This window comes from Dictyobacter sp. Z7_2 (assembly GCF_057551105.1).
This window is the reverse complement of sequence record NZ_BAAJPE010000002.1, coordinates 3,654,995-3,673,272: the sequence shown is the minus strand read 5'-3', so window position 1 is coordinate 3,673,272 and position 18,278 is coordinate 3,654,995. Positions and strand designations below refer to the sequence as shown.

Genomic DNA, 18,278 nt, shown 5'->3' with positions numbered 1-18,278 from the left:
TAAGATGTGGAGGGGAAACAATTCATCATGGCAGATCAAGAAATTCACACATCCAACCAGGATGATGAGTCGCAGATAGTCGCGGCATTATTACAACAATATCCCGCAATTGCCGCCGCATTAGAGGACAATCAAGCACCGGAAGAGGCGGAAAGTGCATTAGAGCCCATTCAGAGCCAGACAGAGAGCGTCCAGATCGCGTTTCTCAAAGCCCTGGCAAAAGAGAAAAACATCGAAGCAGCGAATATCACGCAAGCCATCAACACACTGAACCCCAGCAAAGAAGTACGTAAAGAGGCCCGTCGTCGCCAGATTCAATTGGAAGGCAGCGATATCTACGCCAACTGGACACTTCCTCAGACCACTCCCACATTCGCTCAAGCCTTGGAAAGTGTCCGACAGACAGAAGAGCTACCCGAAGAGGCAGAAGCCATCCTATCGGATTTAGAAGCGCTTTTTAGCCAGAACGAAGGAGTAAGTGACGGGCCAAGCTTTCAACTGGCCGTTGAGGATTTTCTTGAGAGTTGGAGTAATGAGGATTTTGTCGATGTCTATGCTCTGCTGTCCGAGGAGAGTCCTATCAAAGAAGGTCTCGACTACGATGATTGGCTAGATAAGCGTGATACATGGGTACGTAAGACCGTCCCTAATGACATGCAGATTATGTTTATCCGTCCGGACGAGACGACTCAAAACGAGAACGCGGCACAACCAAAATTCGTTGAGGTCGGCTTATCGCTCGAAATGACTGATCCGCAACCATTACCAGAGTGGCCTCCAGCCACGATCAGTTTTCCAGAGACCGGACGCCATTGGTACTGGCTACGCTTTGCGGTAGTGCAAGAAGAGGAAAATTGGGTCATCCAGTCGGTGACGAACCGAGCCAGCGCTCTCCTGGAATTACCGGCAGAAGAAATCCTTCAGCAGATCGAGGCCAACCGCAGCGAGATTGAGCAGATAAGCCAACGCGTCGCAGAGAGGGCTGGAGAAGAGGAGGATGAGGACGAGGATGACGAGGACGAGGAGGATGAGATTGAAGAGTCCATCGATGAAAATGGCAATATCGAGATAACATTTGACCCGAGCGGCCCCAGTGAAAATGCCAAGGTGATTGACTTCCCCCCGGCCTTCGATGCAGAAATCGTCGATGAGGATGAGGATGACGAGGATTTTGATGAGGTGGCTGAACTGTTCGATAGCTCACTCGATGATATGGATGCAATGGTACGTCTGGTAATCCAGGGCTTACACTATTATGATGCCATCTTTGCCAAAGATCCTACCACCTACGCCTACTATTATAAAGATGCCTTCACGTTATCGCGCACGATCAATGATCTGGAGCGAGCAATCATTTATGCTCGGGCGGCGACAGTCTATGCCCCTGATGAACGTAGCATCGCCTTTGCCAATCTCGCGATGAGCTATCAATCGCTCTCCATCAGAATGCACGAAGAGGATGATCATGAGCGTGAGGAACATTTTGATGATCTCATTGAACCAGCCTTGCGCGAGTCGATTGCAGCTGAACCAAATCCGGTCAATCTGACGGCCCTGGCAACGATCCTTGTCCTCAACGACGGCGACCTCGAAGAAGCGGAAAAACTCTTCGTCGAAGCGCAAAAGGGTCCACTCACACCAGAGCTCACGGTAAATGTCGAGACCGGGCTCGGCGAGATCGCCATCCTGAACGAGGACTATGAGAAAGCGCTCAAACACTTCCAGGCGGTGAGCAAATTGGTTCCCGAAGAGGCACACATCTGGTATCGCCTTGGTCATATTCATCAAAACCTTGAGCATTCCAACGAGGCGATCAAAGCCCTGCGGCGGAGTATTGAGCTCGATCCAGAGATGACGGAAGCCTACACAGAACTGGGAGGTATCTACATCATCCAGGGCAATGCCCGACTGGCTCGCGAGACGATCCAGAGGGGGCTGGATGAAAATCCTGAGGCGGCAGACCTCTATGCTGCCATGGCCTTGATCTATGTGCATAATAATGATCTGGCCAGCGCTAATAGACAGTTGATCAAAGCCGAGTCCCTCGATAGCGAAGATGATTTTGTCCTGGAAGCTCGTCAACGTTATAACGAGGTGATCAAACAGCGACCACACACAACGAACAATAAATCGCACAAGAAAAACAAAGCAAAGAAGAGATGACACAAACACAAACTGAAGAACCGATCGTTACGTATTATACCGTAACGCTGGGCGCTCTCATCCGCGAGGGACATGCCTCAGCGGAGATCACAGAACAAGCTGAAGCGGGCGAGTCACAGACTCGCTCACTTCAGGTACCCGCAGGACTACCTGGAGAGCGGGTCACCATCGCAGTCGAAGCCCCACCCCTACCCAGGCCGGGACGCAAACGCCGCCATTGGAAGGTCAGACCTCCACGCGTCTGGATTACAGAGATCCATGAAGCCTCGCCGCTCCGCATTCAAGCTCCATGTCCTGTCTTCGGCACCTGCGGCGGCTGCCAGCTACAACATCTGAACTATGCAGCACAATTGGAATGGAAACGCGAGATCGTACGCCAGCTCTTGCACGAGATCGGCGGTTTCTCAGATCCTCCACTGCTAGACACAGTTCCCTGCGACGATCCCTGGCACTATCGCAACCATATGCGCTTCTCGGTTAACCGCGACGGCCTGGCAGGCCTGACAGCCCGAGGATCACGGCGGGTACTCCCGCTTGAAGCGTGTCCAATCGCGCATCCACGCATCAATCAGGCACTCAGCATCGTCAATCAGCAGATCAATCCAAGGCCACAGGTGCTGATCCGCTGCGCCACCGACAACAATCAGATGCTCATGCAGCCCGCACAGCCTCCCGAGGTACTACAGGAACTGGCAAAGATCGATATCGCCGTTCAGCCCGAAACCATGGATGAGGTCCTCGGCGGGCAGGCGTTCCGTATTCGACCCAGCTCGTTCTTCCAGACCAATACAGCACAGGCCGAGAAGATGGCTCAGATGGTCTTACACGGTCTGCTGGCCGATCAATTGCCAGAAGAGCGCAAAAAGCTGACGGTGGTGGATGCCTATTGCGGCGTGGGCACCTTCGCGGCACTACTGGCTCCGCACGTGGGCAAGGTCATTGCCATCGAGGAGTCAGCCAGCGCAATCAAGGATGCACAATGGAATCTGCGTGATGTTGAAGATGTCGAAATACTCAAAGGCAAAGTCGAAGATATCCTCCCGACGCTCTCATCACAGATCGATGGCTTTGTGATCGATCCACCACGAGCTGGCTGTCAACCAAGCGTACTTGCGACCCTCATTCAGCATCCCGTGGCACGCATCGTCTATGTCTCGTGTGATCCAGAGACACTGGCCCGTGATCTCAACATTCTCTGTAACATCAACCCAACCTATCGCCTGTGCTCGGTTCAACCTCTGGATATGTTTCCACAGACTGCGCACATCGAAAACGTCGCAGTATTGGAGCTGGCATACCTATGAGTACGAGAGAACATCCATTGTTACTGGCGTCGGCATCTCCACGCAGAAGACAGATCCTGGTACAGCTGGGACTAGCCTATGAAGTCGCCGTCCCTCCCGGCGATGAGGATGCCGCTCAGGCACAATTTCATGGCGCAAGCGAGGATCTGGCCCAGTGGACCGCTACCTATAAGGCTCTGATGATGTTTTCTTTGCCTACGACGAAGGATTTTGTGGTGATTACCGCCGATACAACGGTGCTTCTCGATGATCAGGTGCTCGGCAAGCCACGCGATGAGACTCATGCCCGCGAGCTCCTGCTTTCACTGCGTGGACGCTGGCATCGCGTGGTGACCGGTATAGTGGTCAGTCGCATGATCGACGGCCAGCTACAAATGCATGGGGCCAGCCGGAGCACGCCCGTCCTGATGCGTGCGTACAGCGAGGAGGAGGTTGAAGGCTATATCGCCACCGGCGATCCAATGGATAAGGCTGGAGCCTACGGTATCCAGCATACACAGTTTCAGCCGACCGCGAACATCGATGGCTGCTACTACAACGTCGTTGGACTACCTCTGTGTACGCTGATAGACCTGCTGGCACGCTTCTCTATACATCCTCAAGCGAGCGGATGCACAACGACAGCGTGCCCATGGTCTGAAAAGTGTCATATCAACACGACGCGCCACGCTTAAGAAAGCACGCGCGCCTCACGCAAGGGAGCCGTTACCGCATGCAGAGATGATAACGTCTCCTGATAAGACTGCCACAGATTAGTCTCATAGTAAGAGATCGCATGCTCCCGACAGAAGGCTCTGACGATCAATTGTGCTTCCCGCAATTTATTCTGCGCCATACTCGGGAAGAGGTGATGCTCGATCTGATAATTCAGGCCGCCATACCAGAAGTCGGTGACCGGATGCGCATAGACGTTGCGAGCAGTAAGGATCTGACGATGTAAGAAATCCATCTGGCTATCTTTTTCCAGCACCGGCATCCCCTTGTGATTGGGCGCAAAGATCGATCCTTGATATACTCCCGAAAGGATGTGATGCACGAGTATGAAGGTGATGGCTTGCCAGATATTAAAACAGGTGAAGAGTAGACCAATGTAGAGCACAAAATGCAACGACAGTAGCAATCGTTCAGCAAAGGCGTATTTCAGGTCTCGCTTGAACATAAAGCGGATGCTGTTGATATGCATATCAATCAGCGCGAGCGAGAGCATCGGGAAAAAAAAGTAGGCCTGATAGCGCATCAGGCTAAGCAGCATCTTCCCTTTCCCTTCCAGATCTTCTGGCGCAAAGGCGATGATGGGAATATAAACATCAGGATCGACGTCGTGCTGATTGGGATTGCTATGATGTTTATTGTGACGCTCAATCCACCACTCGATATCCAGGCCGACAAGCAGATTGCCAGCAATCAGCCCGACGATGTCATTTTTCCTGGTGCTCTTAAAAATCTGCCTATGACCAGCAGCATGCCCGAGCAGTCCCAGTTGAGTGGTAATAATGGCGAGAAAAGCGGCGTTAAGGAGTTGAAAGCCGAAAGGTTTCACAAAGATGCAGATGGCGATGCTGATGGCAAGCAGCAACAGCAAGATGATAAATTTGGACATGTAATAAACGGGTTGACGATCGAGAAGCCCTGCAACTTTCACCTGACGCTTTAATTCAGCATATTCTTTGGCAAAACGCGATGGGGATAGATGGGAAATACCATTTCCATCAACCATGGAAGTTGTCTCCTTCAAAGATGTAGACTCATATTCAGTCCGCTCTGACAAATGCATGAGTCAGTATCGCAAGACAACGGAAGCCTATGATAGGCCGGTTTAGACTTTCCGATGTATATAGAAACACAATCAGTGGAACGCGTCAAAAACAATAGGCATCAAAAAAGCAATTAAACGCATCACATTTCATTGGTGATTACCAGCCCCAGTATATACGTAGCTTACCTATTTTGCAAATACACAAATAGGATAATGGTAATACAGACCCTCTCGTAGCGTCGTGCCCTCGGGCACGATGTCCCACTCGACATACGATCAGGCAGGGCAGCGTGGCTTGCCTGGATCTTGCTGTCTCGTACGAGAAACTGGGACATCGTGCCCGAGGGCACGACGCTACGAGAGGGCGCTTACGGGCTCTTCCTGAGCTCGTACGGCGAAGTAGACGGCTTGCTGATGATGCGTGATGATGGCGGCGGTTGTTTGCTCGGGATCAAATTGGTAGCCTTCGGTCAGATGGACTCCAATGCTTTGCTCGACGGGCATGAGCTTGAAGAGTCTGGCATGATCGGCTAGCTCGGGTATCGCGGCATAGCCCCAACTATAACGGCGTCCACGGGACTCATCCTGCTCGATGCCTAGCTCGCGACGAATCAGGCGGTTGCTATATTCGGCGAGTCCCTCAGCCATCTCGACGGACAGGCCGTGGAGGAAGTAGGCTTCCGAGTAGTCTCCTCGGTCTTGTAGGACCTGGATGGCTTCGCTGGCTTGCGTTCCCATCGTGACTACCTGGAACGGTACGACATCAACCTGGCCACTCTGCACGGAGGCAAAGTAATCCGCCATACAGAGGCGCTCACGCTCAGTCTGTCGCGGGAAGGAAAAGCGCTCCAACTCGCGCAAGGTGCCGTCGCGCTGGTAGAGCTCTGGATCATAGATAAGCACGTCGTTGCCCGATGATTGGCAGGGATAGTATCCATAAATCACTCTGGGTTGCAGATAGCGCTGTTGACGCGCCTCTCGTAACATCCGCTCCAGGCGCGGCTCGAACTCCTGCTTGACGATCTGATTGTATTCTTCTCCATGCGACTTCGCTCCCCAGTGGAGACGATAGAGCGTCTTGAGATCCATACATGCAGTTACATCCTCAAGCCCGATCCGATCGAGCACGCGAGCTCCCCAGAATGGCGGCACGGGGATGGAGAGCGCTGGCTTGATACTACTGGATGGCGTCGTGTGATCGATATCTACATCTGATGTCTTTGTTGCTGGCTTCTCCTGCTTTTTCAGGCGCTCGTTGAGCGCGGCCTGCTGATTACTCTGGACAAATTTGAGGCGCTCTTCCGGCGAATTTGTCAGTTTATCAATGATGTCAAGACCCTCAAAAGCATCGCGAGCATAGAAGACACCCGGCTCGTAGGCGCGAGGAGTCGTGTCGGCAGCCTGATCATCGACGAAGAGAATGCGTCGACCATACGAGCGATTAATGGCGGCCCCGCCGATGACAACGGGGAAATTCAAATGACGCTTATCTAACTCTTTGACGCAGAGCGGCATCTGCTTGGAGGTGCTGACAAGCAAGGCGGAGAGTCCGATGATATCGGCATTCACCTCGATGGCCTTTTCCAGGATCACATTCAGCGGAACCTGCTTGCCTAAATCATAGACAGTATAGCCGTTATTGCTCAGAATGGTGTTGACCAGGTTTTTACCGATGTCATGAACGTCGCCAAAGACGGTCGCCAGGACGACTTTCCCTTTGGTGTAGCCTTCTTGCTTCTCCAGATACGTTTCGAGGTGCGCCACCGAGCGCTTCATGACTTCGGCCGATTGCAGCACAAAGGGCAGGATCAACTCTCCAGCCCCAAAGCGATCACCAACATCTTTCATGGCAGGCAGGAGCACCGTGTTCAGGACATTTACGGCGGCTTCGTTCTGCGTGCAATTCAATTCAAGCGCCCGCTCTGCCACAACTGCGTCGACCAATGGCTCGACGCCTTCTTTGCGGCGATGGAGAATCTGCCAGTGGATCTTCTCAGCGACATTCATACCCTCGGTAGGATCAACCTTGTCATTCCCCTCATTTTTTTGAGGTCCATGCTCCTCGTAGTAGGCGATAAAGCGAGGAAGAGCGTCTGGACGGTTGAAGATAAGATCATCGGCCAATTGTCGCTGCTCGGCATCGATCTCGGCGTAGGGCGTGATGTGCGTCGGATTCACGATCGCCATATCCAATCCTGCCCTGACCGCGTGATAGAGGAAGACGCTATTTAAGACCGCCCGTGCGTGCTGCTTTAATCCAAACGAGCCGTTGCTAACACCCAGAATCGTTGAGACGCCCGGAAGTTCCGCCTTGATCTGTTTAATCGCATCCAGCGTCTCGATCGCGGCCGTCTGGAGATCTTCCTGACCAGTGGTAATCGGAAACGTCAGGGCATCAAAAATGAGGGCATTCGGTGGCAGGCCGTATTCATTGACGCAGATATCATAGATCTTATGCGCAATCTCAACCTTCCGGGCGGTCGTCTTACCCATGCTAACTTCATCGATGGTCAAAGCGATCACAGCGGCACCATGTTCGAGAGCCATAGGTATCACATTATCGATACGCTCGCGTCCGGTCTCCATGTTGATCGAGTTGATGATCACACGCCCCGGAGCGATCTCTAAGGCTGCCTTGATAACATTCGCCTCGGTACTATCAACCACCAGCGGCGCTTCCAGGCCCATCGAGAGCTTCTTGATCAGCGTGGCCATCTGGAGATCCTCGTCGGTCCGCTCGGTCAGAGCAACCTGCACATCCAACACATGAGCACCACCCTCAACCTGCTCACGCCCGATCGCCAGTAGCGTATCATAATCATCGGCCAGCAAGGCCTTCTTGGCTTTGCGGCTGCCGGTCGCGTTGACACGTTCACCCACCAGCAGAGGCGCTGGATCTTGCTGCATAGTGACGGCTCGGATACCACTGGAGACTGCGGCCGGAATGATCTTGCGGAAATCTTTATCCAGGATATTGTTATCCGCGATAGGACGCGCCTGGCGGGGAGCGTTACGACAAGCCTGCACGATCGCTCGCATATGCTCATGGCTGCTACCACAACAGCCTCCGATGATGTTCACTCCAAACTCAGTTACGAAGTCACGCAGAGCTTGCGCCATCGGCTCAGGTTCCATGGGATAGACAGCTAATCCGTTGACGTTCAGCGGAATGCCCGCATTGGGGATGGTCGAAACCGGGAGGGGACAGTTTTCGGTCAGATAGCGTACTGGCTCACGCATATGCTCTGGACCAGTTGAGCAGTTGAGGCCCACAATATCTACACGCAAAGCGGTCAGGGTCGTCATCACGGCAGCGATATCGGTGCCCAGCAACATACGTCCACTGGTATCGAGAGAGACCTGCGCCTGGATAGGAACCTGTCGTCCAACATCATGCATCGCCCGACGCAAACCAGTGATCGCCGCACGCACCTCAAGAATATCCTGACTGGTCTCAATGATGAAGACATCGATACCACCCTGAAGCAAGCTTGTCCCTTGCTCGCAAAACAGATCGACAAGTTGCTGATAGGTGATGTTGCTGAGCATGGGATCGTCGGAAGATGGCAGCATGCCGGTCGGGCCTACCGATCCAGCCACGAAGCGCGGCTGCTCTGGAGTACTATAGCGATCTGCAACTTTACGAGCAAGTTGAGCAGCAGCAAAATTAATCTCATGCGTCAGATGACCGATCCCATATTCGTCCAGCTTCAAGCGACTGGCCGTAAACGAGTCGGACTCGAGCACATCACAGCCCGCCTCCATAAAGCCCGCATGGATCTCCTCAATGACTTGAGGTTTGGTCAAGACAAGATACTCATTACAACCTTCGGTTTTTTCGCCACCATAATCTTCAGCGGTCAGTTGATAATTTTGAATATTGGTACCCATAGCTCCATCGTAAATTAAAATACGCTGGGCCAGTGTATCAAGAAATAGACTCATAAATTCCCTCCAGATTCCAGGGGTTGCGATCTTAAAACGATGATGGCTGAAAAAAAATAGCCTGTTATATTATATTATTCCACCCTGGTGCTTAGCTGTCATGCTGTATTATACCATGAGTTACAGAGCCGAGATCGTCTTTCCTTAAGAGAGACGTAAAGGCGCGGCTCCGCCTGAGGAGAAGAGAGATTTCGCCCTCTTTGAAATGTATTGGATGGGCGCATCATTTTTTGGAACGTTACGCCTCTGTTAACCGTATGAAGAGTAAAGAAAGTTGAGGTGTTGGTCATGGCTAAGCGTTTTATGCTCGGTATTGAAGAAGAGTTTCAATTGGTCGATACCAGGACGGGTAAGCTGGCTTCGCGCGCGCCGGGCATGTTGGATAAAAGTACACCTATATTTGAAGAGCAGATTAAGCCTGAAATGCTCCAGTCGGTGATAGAGTATGTCTCACCAATTCTACCAGATATCCAGACCGCTCGGACGGAATTACATGCCTCAAGAGCTTTGTTGTCACGTGTACTCCAAGACGAAAACTTAGCCCTGATCAGTGCTGGTACGCATCCATCTTCCATCTGGCAGGATCAGGAGCCTAGCCCGGATGAACGCTATCAACAACTCGTCGAAGAATATCAGGATGTGGCACGCTCAATTTTGATCTTTGGGATGCATGTCCACGTCTCAATCGCTTCTAAAGAACAGGCCATCACCATCATGAACCAGGTACGTACCTGGCTTCCCCATATCCTGGCCCTCTCATCAAACTCGCCATTCTGGAACGGGCGCATGACCGGGATTAAATCGTATCGCTCAGTCGTCTGGAAACGCTTTCCGCGCAGCGGCACACCAGAGGTCTTCCAGAATCAGGCTCACTTTGATGGCTTTGTCAACGATCTGGTCGAGATGCAATGTATCGATAACGGAAAAAAGATCTGGTGGGATATTCGACCGCATCCATTCTTTGACACGATCGAGTTTCGTATCTGCGATATGCCTGCAACGATCGAGGACACATTGGCACTGGCCGCACTCTGCCAGGCTCTGGTCGCCAAGCTGACACAGTTGGATGATCGTGGCGAGAAGGTCCCTGTCCTGGAACGCAATTATATCGATGAGAATAAATGGCGTGCGATGCGCTACGGTCTGGATGCCGAGATCGTGGATTTCTCGAAACGTCGCCTCCTGAGTATGCGCGATTCGATTCGTGAGTTGCTGGCCTTTGTCGATGATGTCGTCGATGAACTAGGAAGCCGTCGCGAAATAGAGTATATTCAGAACCTGCTCGACGATAAGCGTGGCACGGGTGCGGATCGGCAGATGGCCATCTACAACGAGACGCACGATGTCGACAAAGTCAGCGCCTTCCTGATCGAACAGACAATGCAAGGAGTCCAGTTCGATGATGCGATGCTCCACGATAAATTTCTTCGTTTTGCAGCTCAAAACATCACACAAGCGCAATAAAAAACCAGAGGCATTCCAAAAAAATCAGAGGAGCAAGCGTACTCCCTCACAAAATGGATGTATATAGTGCTCCTCTGAGACAATCAGGCTTCGGCCAGCTGCTCAATAGCAGTGCTGAAACGGTTTAACTCTTCTTCAGTATTATAGTAGTGGACTGATGCTCGCACCATTGTCGTCAGACCCCGAGCGGTCATATCCAGCAGGGTCGAATTGCGTATCGTCACAGATACATTAATATTTTGTTGAGACAATGTTTGTTGAATGGCAACCGGATCAATCCCCTCAACGGTAAAGGTCACAATGCCGCATTGCGTAATGCCACGATCATGGACGATCACGCCTGGGAGAGGACTCAATTGGGTGCGCAGTTGATAGGATAGCAGTTTGATGCGGCGCCAGATGTTGTCTACTCCCCATTGCAGAGCATAATCGATGGCCGTCGCCAGTCCAACTTTACTGGCGTAGCTGGTTTCAAAATTCTCGAAGCGTCGTGCATCTGAGCGCATCTCATAACGATCGGGGGCGACCCAATTTGCCGAGTGCATATCGATACCCGCTGGCTCTAGCTGCTCGATGATTCCACGACGTACGTACAAGAAACCTGTCCCACGCGGCGCTCGCAGATATTTACGTCCAGTGGTCGAAAGCATATCACAGCCAATCTTTTGCACATCGATCGGCATCTGTCCCACAGATTGACAGGCATCAACCAGATAAAGAATGCCAGCCTCACGCGCAATCTTCCCAATCCCCTCAATCGGATTAACGAGTCCACCGTTGGTCGGTACATGCGTCACCGAGATCAGCTTGACCCGCTCATCGAGCATATTGCGTAGCGCCTCCAGCGAGACCTGTCCATACGTATCGTCGGGAATCGGCTCAACAACGACGCCAATTCTGTGCGCAGCTTGTATATATGAAATATAATTGCTGGCATATTCAGCCATCGATGTAAGAATACGATCGCCCGCCTTGAAGGGGATGGCACTGAATGCCATGTTCCAGGCACGCGTGGCATTTTCAACAAAGGCAATCTCCTCACGTGTACCATTGATGAGCTCAGCAGCAGCATCATAGGCATGTTCCAGTGTCTCCTGGCTTCTGGCAACCGCCTCATAGCCACCAATCTGCGCCTCCAATTGCAGGTATCCAATCGTAGCATCCAGCACCGGCTGCGACATCAGCGACGAGCCTGCGTTATTTAAATGCAGGACATTGGTGCAACCTGGCGTCTCCTGACGTGCTCTCTCAATATCAAATAAAGGCATGCTCTACTCCTTATTTTTAACCTCTATTGTAGCAGACCCGACATAACTTATTATACAAATCCTACCAGTTTCTGCTTCTCCTTTTTGAAGAAAACACATTCACGCGCAAGCTCGACAGGTTACCTAAAAAATGGTACATTTGTGATGATTTAGGTAACTGGTAGTGAAGAGTTTCTCAGAGAAGGATTATGTAAGATGTCATCTGTCCACATTCCGTTTGTGTCTGGTAACCGTCTGTTAATACCAGCCATGGAAAGCGGATTTCTCCCTGCGGTGATCGTCGGATCAGAAGACTGGTATCATTGGCTGGCAGACGAGCAACATCGATCGTTTTCGTTCAGAAGTCATCTCGGGACCTGTACGGTACAGCGAGAGAGACAGGGTAAGGGCTGGTACTGGTATGCCTATCGCAAAAAAGATGGGAAGATGCGCAAGGCTTATCTTGGTAGAAGTAAAGATTTAACGCTCCGGCGCTTGAATATGGCGATTGCGGTGCTCATCGGCAAGGATACCGACGAAACAACAGTAGAGATGACCGCAAATGATTTCGCGGAGGATACAACGCTCTCCAGCACCCATTCAACCATGAGAGAGCATCATTCTCCCTATGATATAGAGCAAGATGCAGATTCTTTCTATCAAGCAGAGACTGCCATCCCCGGAGCCTATGCGCTCCCGGTACAATTGACCCCTTTGATCGGACGCGAACAGGACGTTGAGACTGTCTGTACGCTCTTACGAAGCCCCGAGGTGCGCTTGATGACGCTCGCAGGAACGGGCGGCATTGGTAAGTCTCGTCTGGGCTTGCAGATCGCCAGCGAGCTACGCACCGATTTTGCAGATGGGGTGCGTTTCGTCCCGCTGGCTTCGCTCGACGATCCTGATCAGGTCATCTCATTCATCGCGTATACACTCGGACTGAGAGAAGCCAGTGATTGGTCACAGCTAGAACGACTCCATGCCACGCTCCGCGATAGACATATGCTGCTCCTGCTCGATAACTTTGAGCAGGTGGTTCCCGCCGCCCCCAGGATTGCCGAACTGCTCGATGCTTGCCCATTGTTGAAGGTTGTTGTAACCAGCCGGGCTATTTTACATATTCGTGGCGAATATACATTCCCGGTCCAACCACTCACGCTACCCGTAGCAAACCATCTATTTACGCGCGAAGATGTGACACGTTATTCAGCCATTAATCTCTTTTTAGAGCGTGCTCAGGTCATCAAACCCGATTTCAAAGCGACCTCCAATAATATCGAAGCCATCTCGGCTATCTGCCGACGCCTGGATGGCTTACCGTTGGCCATCGAGCTCGCAGCGGCACGGATCAAGCTGCTTTCTCCCCAGGGATTGCTCACGCGACTGGAGCATCGCTTGCAGATATTAACCAGCACACAGCAAGATATACCAACACGCCAGCAGACCTTACGCAATACACTGGCATGGAGCTACGATCTTCTGAATGCTCAGGAACAACGGCTCTTTCGCCAGATGGCTGTTTTTGTGGATGGCTGTCTATTAGAAGCCGCAGAGGAGCTCTGTCAGCCAGGCAATGCTACTCCCAAGAACAATCCATTCTCGGTCTTAGACGCGATCACTTCGCTCGTCGACAAAAGCCTGCTCCATCAGAGAATACAGGATGATGACGAGTCTCGTCTGGTGATGCTGGAGACGATCCGTGAATATGGCATGGAACAGCTAATCGCCAGCGGCGAGATGGTCCCCATGCGACAAGCACACGCCAACTATTATCTAGAACTGGCCGAAACAGCAGAACTCAAGCTGACTGGAGTGGAACAAGGTCTCTGGTTCGAGCGTCTACAACAGGATTATGAGAATATCAAGGCGGCCTGGCAGTGGTTTATGCAGCAGCAAGAGTGGGAGAAATCGCTGCGCATGGGGAACGCCTTATGGCGCTTCTGGTGGGCTCGCGGCTATTTAAGCGAAGGCCGTCAGACATTAGAGCAAGCGCTCAACTCCAGTCAAAAAGTTGACATCCCGATAAGTGTACGAGCACAGGCACTCAACGCCGTTGGAGTACTTGCCGGTATGCAGGGAGACTTTGGCCGCTCAGAGGCGCTCTGCCAGGAGAGCCTTGAGCTCTTCCGGGAGCAAGAAAATATCCAAAGTTGCGCGATTTCTCTCTGGATGTTGGGCAATGTGGCTTTGATGAAAAGCAATTGTGCGGCGGCCCGTTCGTTAGAGGAGGAGGCGTTGACGCTTTTTCGGGAGGTCGACGCTTCCTGGGGGATCGCTTCCACGCTGGAACGCCTGGCTTCTATCGCAACGGATGAAGGAGAATTTAGTCAGGCACTCTTCTATGGCGAACAGGCGCTGGAATTTTCCCGCGCAACCGGCGATACCTGGGGCATCGCTCGCTCACTCGATAGATTGGGATTCGTCACCTTTACGCAAGGCAATCTCGCCCGAACAGAGCCATTACTGACTGAATCTGTGTCATTATCGAGAAAAATCGGGGATAAGAGGACTCTCGCATACTCATTAGCCATCATAGGCTATGTAGCCTGCATACGAGGCGATTATGTAGCCGGACGCGCCTCGCTGGAAGAGAGCATAAAATACTCCATGGAGGTCGGCGATCGACGCGGGAGAGTCTGGGCGCTCTCCGGGCTCGGCTGGGCATTCTTCAGCCAGGGAGATTTTGCAGCGGCACGCGCCTATTACGAAGAGAGTCTTATCATCCTCATGCGGTCTGACTATGCCTACAAATCTTTTATTGCCCTGGGGCTGGAAGGACTGGCCAGTGCAGTCTCGGCACAGGGACATCTAGCGTGGGCGACGCGCCTTTGGGGTGCCGCTGAAACTATCCGCACCACAGATGACGGTCCTCCTGTGCCACCCATCCTCCGCCCTGTCTACGAAAGACTGATCGCCGTTTTACGCACCCAATTGGGTGAGACCGCGTTTAAAAGCGCATGGGAGACGGGGAGGACGATGACACTTGAACAGGTAATCAATGGTCAGGAACCTGTGATAATCTCCACACCAGTGGCAATAACATCCCAGGCCCCCCTGGCCGCACTCACAACACGCGAGAAAGATGTCCTACGCTTACTTGCAGCTGGTCTCAGCAGTGCCCAGATCAGCGAGGCACTCTTCATTACTGTTCTGACAGTCAATAGCCATATTCGCTCTATCTACAGTAAAATTGGCGTAAATTCTCGCAGTGCAGCCACGCGCTACGCCATTGACCATCATCTCACATAAGATCATCCATTCCCGCTTTCGCTCCTGATATATCTCAGACCATCCAGGAATATCTACCTAGAAATAGGTGGATAACTCCTGGATCGGCAATCTACAAACCGGTACAAAATTCCCTCTTTTTAGGGATGCACGATCATTTTTAGCACAGTACACTATCTGTATCAGCCTTCATCCAAACCTACGGCAATTGTGTGTTCACATGCTTTGTCTCGTCAGGCTCAAAGCAAAGGAAGAAAGTTTAAGCGTATTATGATAGAAAGATCAATGCTTACTGGGCCACTAGCTAATCAAACACAACATCTGTTACAAAAGCAGAAAGCTCAAGAGCTATCTGCAACACAAACAGCGCTATGGTCTTCAATGCGACAGGTTCCTGAAATTAAGGAGAATTCTCCTACAAATAGCGAAGATCTATGGAAAAAGATCCAGGAGATTTTACCCAATCCCCGTAGTCAACGTCTGGCGTATCTACTCTATCATTGCGGCCTCAAACCACGTGAAATTATCGCTTCCTGCGGGCAAGAATTCAATGACCTGCAAGAAATCTATCGTCTCCGTCATGACATTATAGAACTGCTGCTAAGTAAAAAGATCTTTCCCGAAAATTCTTATGAACATGTATAGCCTATAAAAATGTATAACTTATTCTCATAATGAACCAAAGCCCCATCTGTAACTATATTCTGTTACAGATGGGGCTTTGGTTGCCTGATACAGGTGGCTAATTGGTAGGAATTACTACACGCCCCTGATTCGTTGGTGGCAAGTTAGGTCCCGCCCCAACATAACGCACGGCAGTTCCAATAGCAGTGACTTCCATCCATTCGTTATTATGCATAAACTCAACCTTCACATCGGCCCCAATGACACCATCCGCACCTAGCTGATCAGCCTCGAATTGCATACGACTGATCGCGAGCTCACGCGCCTGATACATCAATTCGGAATATTCTTTCAGTTCTCCCTGGAAGTTTCCTTTAATACCCACGAGCCAGTTACGCACTGCTCCCATGGAATAGATGCAGTTCCCAACCACCATACCCATCGGTTGAAATCCTTTATCGATAACCAGCCAAAACTCTTGTCCGGTAAGATCTGATGTGAAAGCACGGCCGCGATAGCCTGGTTTGACATCCATTGCATTTCTAGGTCCAGCCATGTGAAGGTTACTCGCTTTCTTACGTATCATCCGCCTGAAATTTTTGTCGATCGCAGAAGATAAACCAGAGGCGCAACGCCATGTTACACGACATCAGCCCCTGGATCTCCCTCTGTGAAGGATAAACGTGCTTTAGCAGACAATTTCCAATAGCAACTTCCACACATCTGCGGAAAGAAACTATGCCAGGAAGCTATCCAAGGAGTTGGAACTCCATGCGCACATTTTTGGCAGGATTCTCACACAGGCATGGCGTGGGGGCTAACTCACTCAATACGCCACTGATACTCACATCGTGTAGACTCTGATCAGAGACACAACGGAAAAGGATAGATTTCTTATCATGATCTTCACTCCTGACATCGAGCAGGCGAAAAGCATCCAGAGAGGTATTGCCGGTCTGCACGCGCAGATAGTAGTCGGCAGCCTGCACAAAATCAGGATAACAGGTGCGGCCGCGATATTTATTAAGATAGACGCAGCGCTGTCGATCCGCTTCCAGGATAGGCGCTACCTCAGCCGTTGTGACACGACTATAGCAGACGCCATGTGGAAGACATAATAGATTAGCGGCGAATTGATCTCCTCCCATGTGCGTACAATGCCACGTGTGCTCACTTGCCAGGCGAGACGCCTCTTGATGGATCGGCATCCCAAATTTGGCACAGCAGCGATCATGCTTCCCATTGGTGCAGATCAGATACATTGGCTCGGAGGTAAGAGCGCTATCATAAGCGGGTGCACCAGCTCTCAGAGCATCAAAGTCGAGCGCGAGCAGATCTTCATAACGATCAAAGCGAAAGGAGTAAAGTGCTTCCCGCTCTTCACACGTCACACCAACAAAGCAATGTATCCCCTCCACAGGCCGCACGCTTTTACGGATGAAGAGCACAATAGTATGTGTCGTCGCATAGCTATTGGCCAGTTCCTTAAGCCATTCTCTGACAGGCTCCGGCAACCGATTATGATATACCGCAATATATTCCCACGGACCTGTATACTCTACCATCAGCCAGAGCTCCGCATGGGTCGCCAGACCAATAAGCGGATCTTGCCGTTTTTCAGAGATCTGAGCACAAAAATATTTATCGTCCACGGTGCTATCCTCTTCTCACACGACTGTTTAAAGCTGCTTTAACCATGACAGGGGTCCTAGCCAGCCAAAATACCAGAAGATTATGATCAGCAGAATGCAGATCAGCCAGAAGCATCCCACAAAGACATAATCACGGATATGAAAGCGAAAGCGTTTATAATATGTGCGTGTCGCCAACATGCCAAAGGCACGACCATCCATCGCCAGCGCGGTTCTCTCAGCACGACGAATGGCCGTCGCCAGCAAAGGAACGGCGTAGCGACGCATACGCACATAGAAGCTAAGTAAACCTCTCTGATCCACGACACCACGGATCTTATGGGCCGCCTGGATCAATTTCAATTCTCCCTGCAACATCGGGACAAAACGAAAAGCCGCCAGAGCTCCATAACCAATTTTATAAGGCAATTTCCATTGCTGAACCAGCGCACGAATAAAGTCACTTGAGTCAGTTGTCAAGCTGAAGCAGAGCGAGATCAAGATGAGCGCATAAGCACGTACCACAACGCCAACTCCATAGTAGATGGCGATCTGGTACACATTGATTGGTCCCAGACGAAAAAGCACCGGCGAAGATCCCACGAGCTCAGGGCGAATGGTCAATGGATAAAAGATAAAAAAGCCAAGCATCATAAATAGCAGGGGTCCATTAATACGCATGAAACGCATCACAGACGTGCGCCCAATCAACAGGATGATGCCGATAAGCAAGATGATAAATGCCAGCGGGAGCCAGGGAGCGTTGGTCAGCGACACAAAGAGCAGGATAGGGATCAGCGCGACTAACTTGCTAAGCGGATTAAGCCGATGAAGCGGCGAGTCCGTCTCCTGATAAAACGTATTCACGATCACTTGATGCTTTCTATGTTTGTCTTGAACCTCAAACTTCAGACGA

12 protein-coding genes are annotated in these 18,278 nt (G+C 51.3%); 6 read left to right on the top strand and 6 right to left on the bottom strand.

Annotated elements, in window-relative coordinates; all coding sequences use genetic code 11:
- Positions 1–27 precede the first annotated feature (27 nt).
- Genes AC27N8_RS28905 through AC27N8_RS28895 form a run of 3 tightly spaced genes read left to right on the top strand, consistent with a single transcriptional unit; the run spans position 28 to position 4,141 of the window.
- Entirely contained in the window at positions 28–2,163 is a 2,136-nt protein-coding gene (locus AC27N8_RS28905) for a tetratricopeptide repeat protein (protein ID WP_487071986.1), read from the top strand.
- The gene (locus tag AC27N8_RS28900; RefSeq protein WP_487071984.1) at positions 2,160–3,467 is read left to right on the top strand and encodes a class I SAM-dependent RNA methyltransferase; all 1,308 of its coding nucleotides are present in this window, start codon (positions 2,160–2,162) and stop codon (positions 3,465–3,467) included. Before AC27N8_RS28905 ends, AC27N8_RS28900 begins: the two co-directional genes overlap by 4 nt.
- Positions 3,464–4,141 (top strand): Maf family protein, encoded by a 678-nt coding sequence (locus AC27N8_RS28895; protein WP_487071982.1) that lies wholly within the window; start codon positions 3,464–3,466, stop codon positions 4,139–4,141. Before AC27N8_RS28900 ends, AC27N8_RS28895 begins: the two co-directional genes overlap by 4 nt.
- On the opposite strand, the gene AC27N8_RS28890 is transcribed toward AC27N8_RS28895, so the two are convergent.
- Together AC27N8_RS28890 and metH are read right to left on the bottom strand one after the other, a co-directional pair.
- A complete protein-coding gene (locus tag AC27N8_RS28890) occupies positions 4,138–5,184 on the bottom strand; it encodes a fatty acid desaturase family protein (RefSeq protein ID WP_487071980.1) in 1,047 nt (348 codons plus the stop codon). The genes AC27N8_RS28895 and AC27N8_RS28890 overlap by 4 nt on opposite strands.
- 393 nt (positions 5,185–5,577) lie before the next feature.
- Complete coding sequence (metH, locus tag AC27N8_RS28885) at positions 5,578–9,168, bottom strand: methionine synthase (RefSeq protein WP_487071978.1); 3,591 nt, start codon at positions 9,166–9,168, stop codon at positions 5,578–5,580.
- Between the two features lie 288 nt (positions 9,169–9,456).
- Here metH and AC27N8_RS28880 point away from each other — a divergent pair, with 288 nt between their 5' ends.
- The gene (locus AC27N8_RS28880; protein ID WP_487071976.1) at positions 9,457–10,632 is read left to right on the top strand and encodes a carboxylate-amine ligase; all 1,176 of its coding nucleotides are present in this window, start codon (positions 9,457–9,459) and stop codon (positions 10,630–10,632) included.
- Positions 10,633–10,715: 83 nt separating this feature from the next.
- Here AC27N8_RS28880 and AC27N8_RS28875 read toward each other — a convergent pair whose 3' ends face one another.
- Positions 10,716–11,900 carry an aminotransferase class V-fold PLP-dependent enzyme gene (locus AC27N8_RS28875; protein WP_487071974.1) on the bottom strand — a complete coding sequence of 395 codons (1,185 nt, stop codon included), beginning with the start codon at positions 11,898–11,900 and terminating at the stop codon, positions 10,716–10,718.
- Between the two features lie 195 nt (positions 11,901–12,095).
- Here AC27N8_RS28875 and AC27N8_RS28870 point away from each other — a divergent pair, with 195 nt between their 5' ends.
- Together AC27N8_RS28870 and AC27N8_RS28865 are read left to right on the top strand one after the other, a co-directional pair.
- Positions 12,096–15,128, top strand: a complete 3,033-nt coding sequence (locus AC27N8_RS28870) for a tetratricopeptide repeat protein (protein WP_487071972.1) — start codon at positions 12,096–12,098, stop codon at positions 15,126–15,128.
- A gap of 249 nt (positions 15,129–15,377) precedes the next feature.
- The gene (locus tag AC27N8_RS28865; RefSeq protein WP_487071970.1) at positions 15,378–15,752 is read left to right on the top strand and encodes a hypothetical protein; all 375 of its coding nucleotides are present in this window, start codon (positions 15,378–15,380) and stop codon (positions 15,750–15,752) included.
- A 97-nt stretch (positions 15,753–15,849) separates the two neighbouring features.
- Here AC27N8_RS28865 and AC27N8_RS28860 read toward each other — a convergent pair whose 3' ends face one another.
- The 3 genes from AC27N8_RS28860 to AC27N8_RS28850 form a co-directional block, all read right to left on the bottom strand.
- Positions 15,850–16,287, bottom strand: coding sequence for a YbjQ family protein (locus AC27N8_RS28860; RefSeq protein WP_487071968.1), 438 nt, complete (start codon positions 16,285–16,287; stop codon positions 15,850–15,852).
- A 193-nt stretch (positions 16,288–16,480) separates the two neighbouring features.
- Positions 16,481–17,383: a ferredoxin family protein gene (locus AC27N8_RS28855; RefSeq protein WP_487071966.1), complete on the bottom strand. Its 903-nt coding sequence runs from the start codon at positions 17,381–17,383 to the stop codon at positions 16,481–16,483.
- Between the two features lie 27 nt (positions 17,384–17,410).
- Complete coding sequence (locus tag AC27N8_RS28850) at positions 17,411–18,229, bottom strand: energy-coupling factor transporter transmembrane component T family protein (protein WP_487071964.1); 819 nt, start codon at positions 18,227–18,229, stop codon at positions 17,411–17,413.
- Between the last annotated feature and the right edge of the window lie 49 nt (positions 18,230–18,278).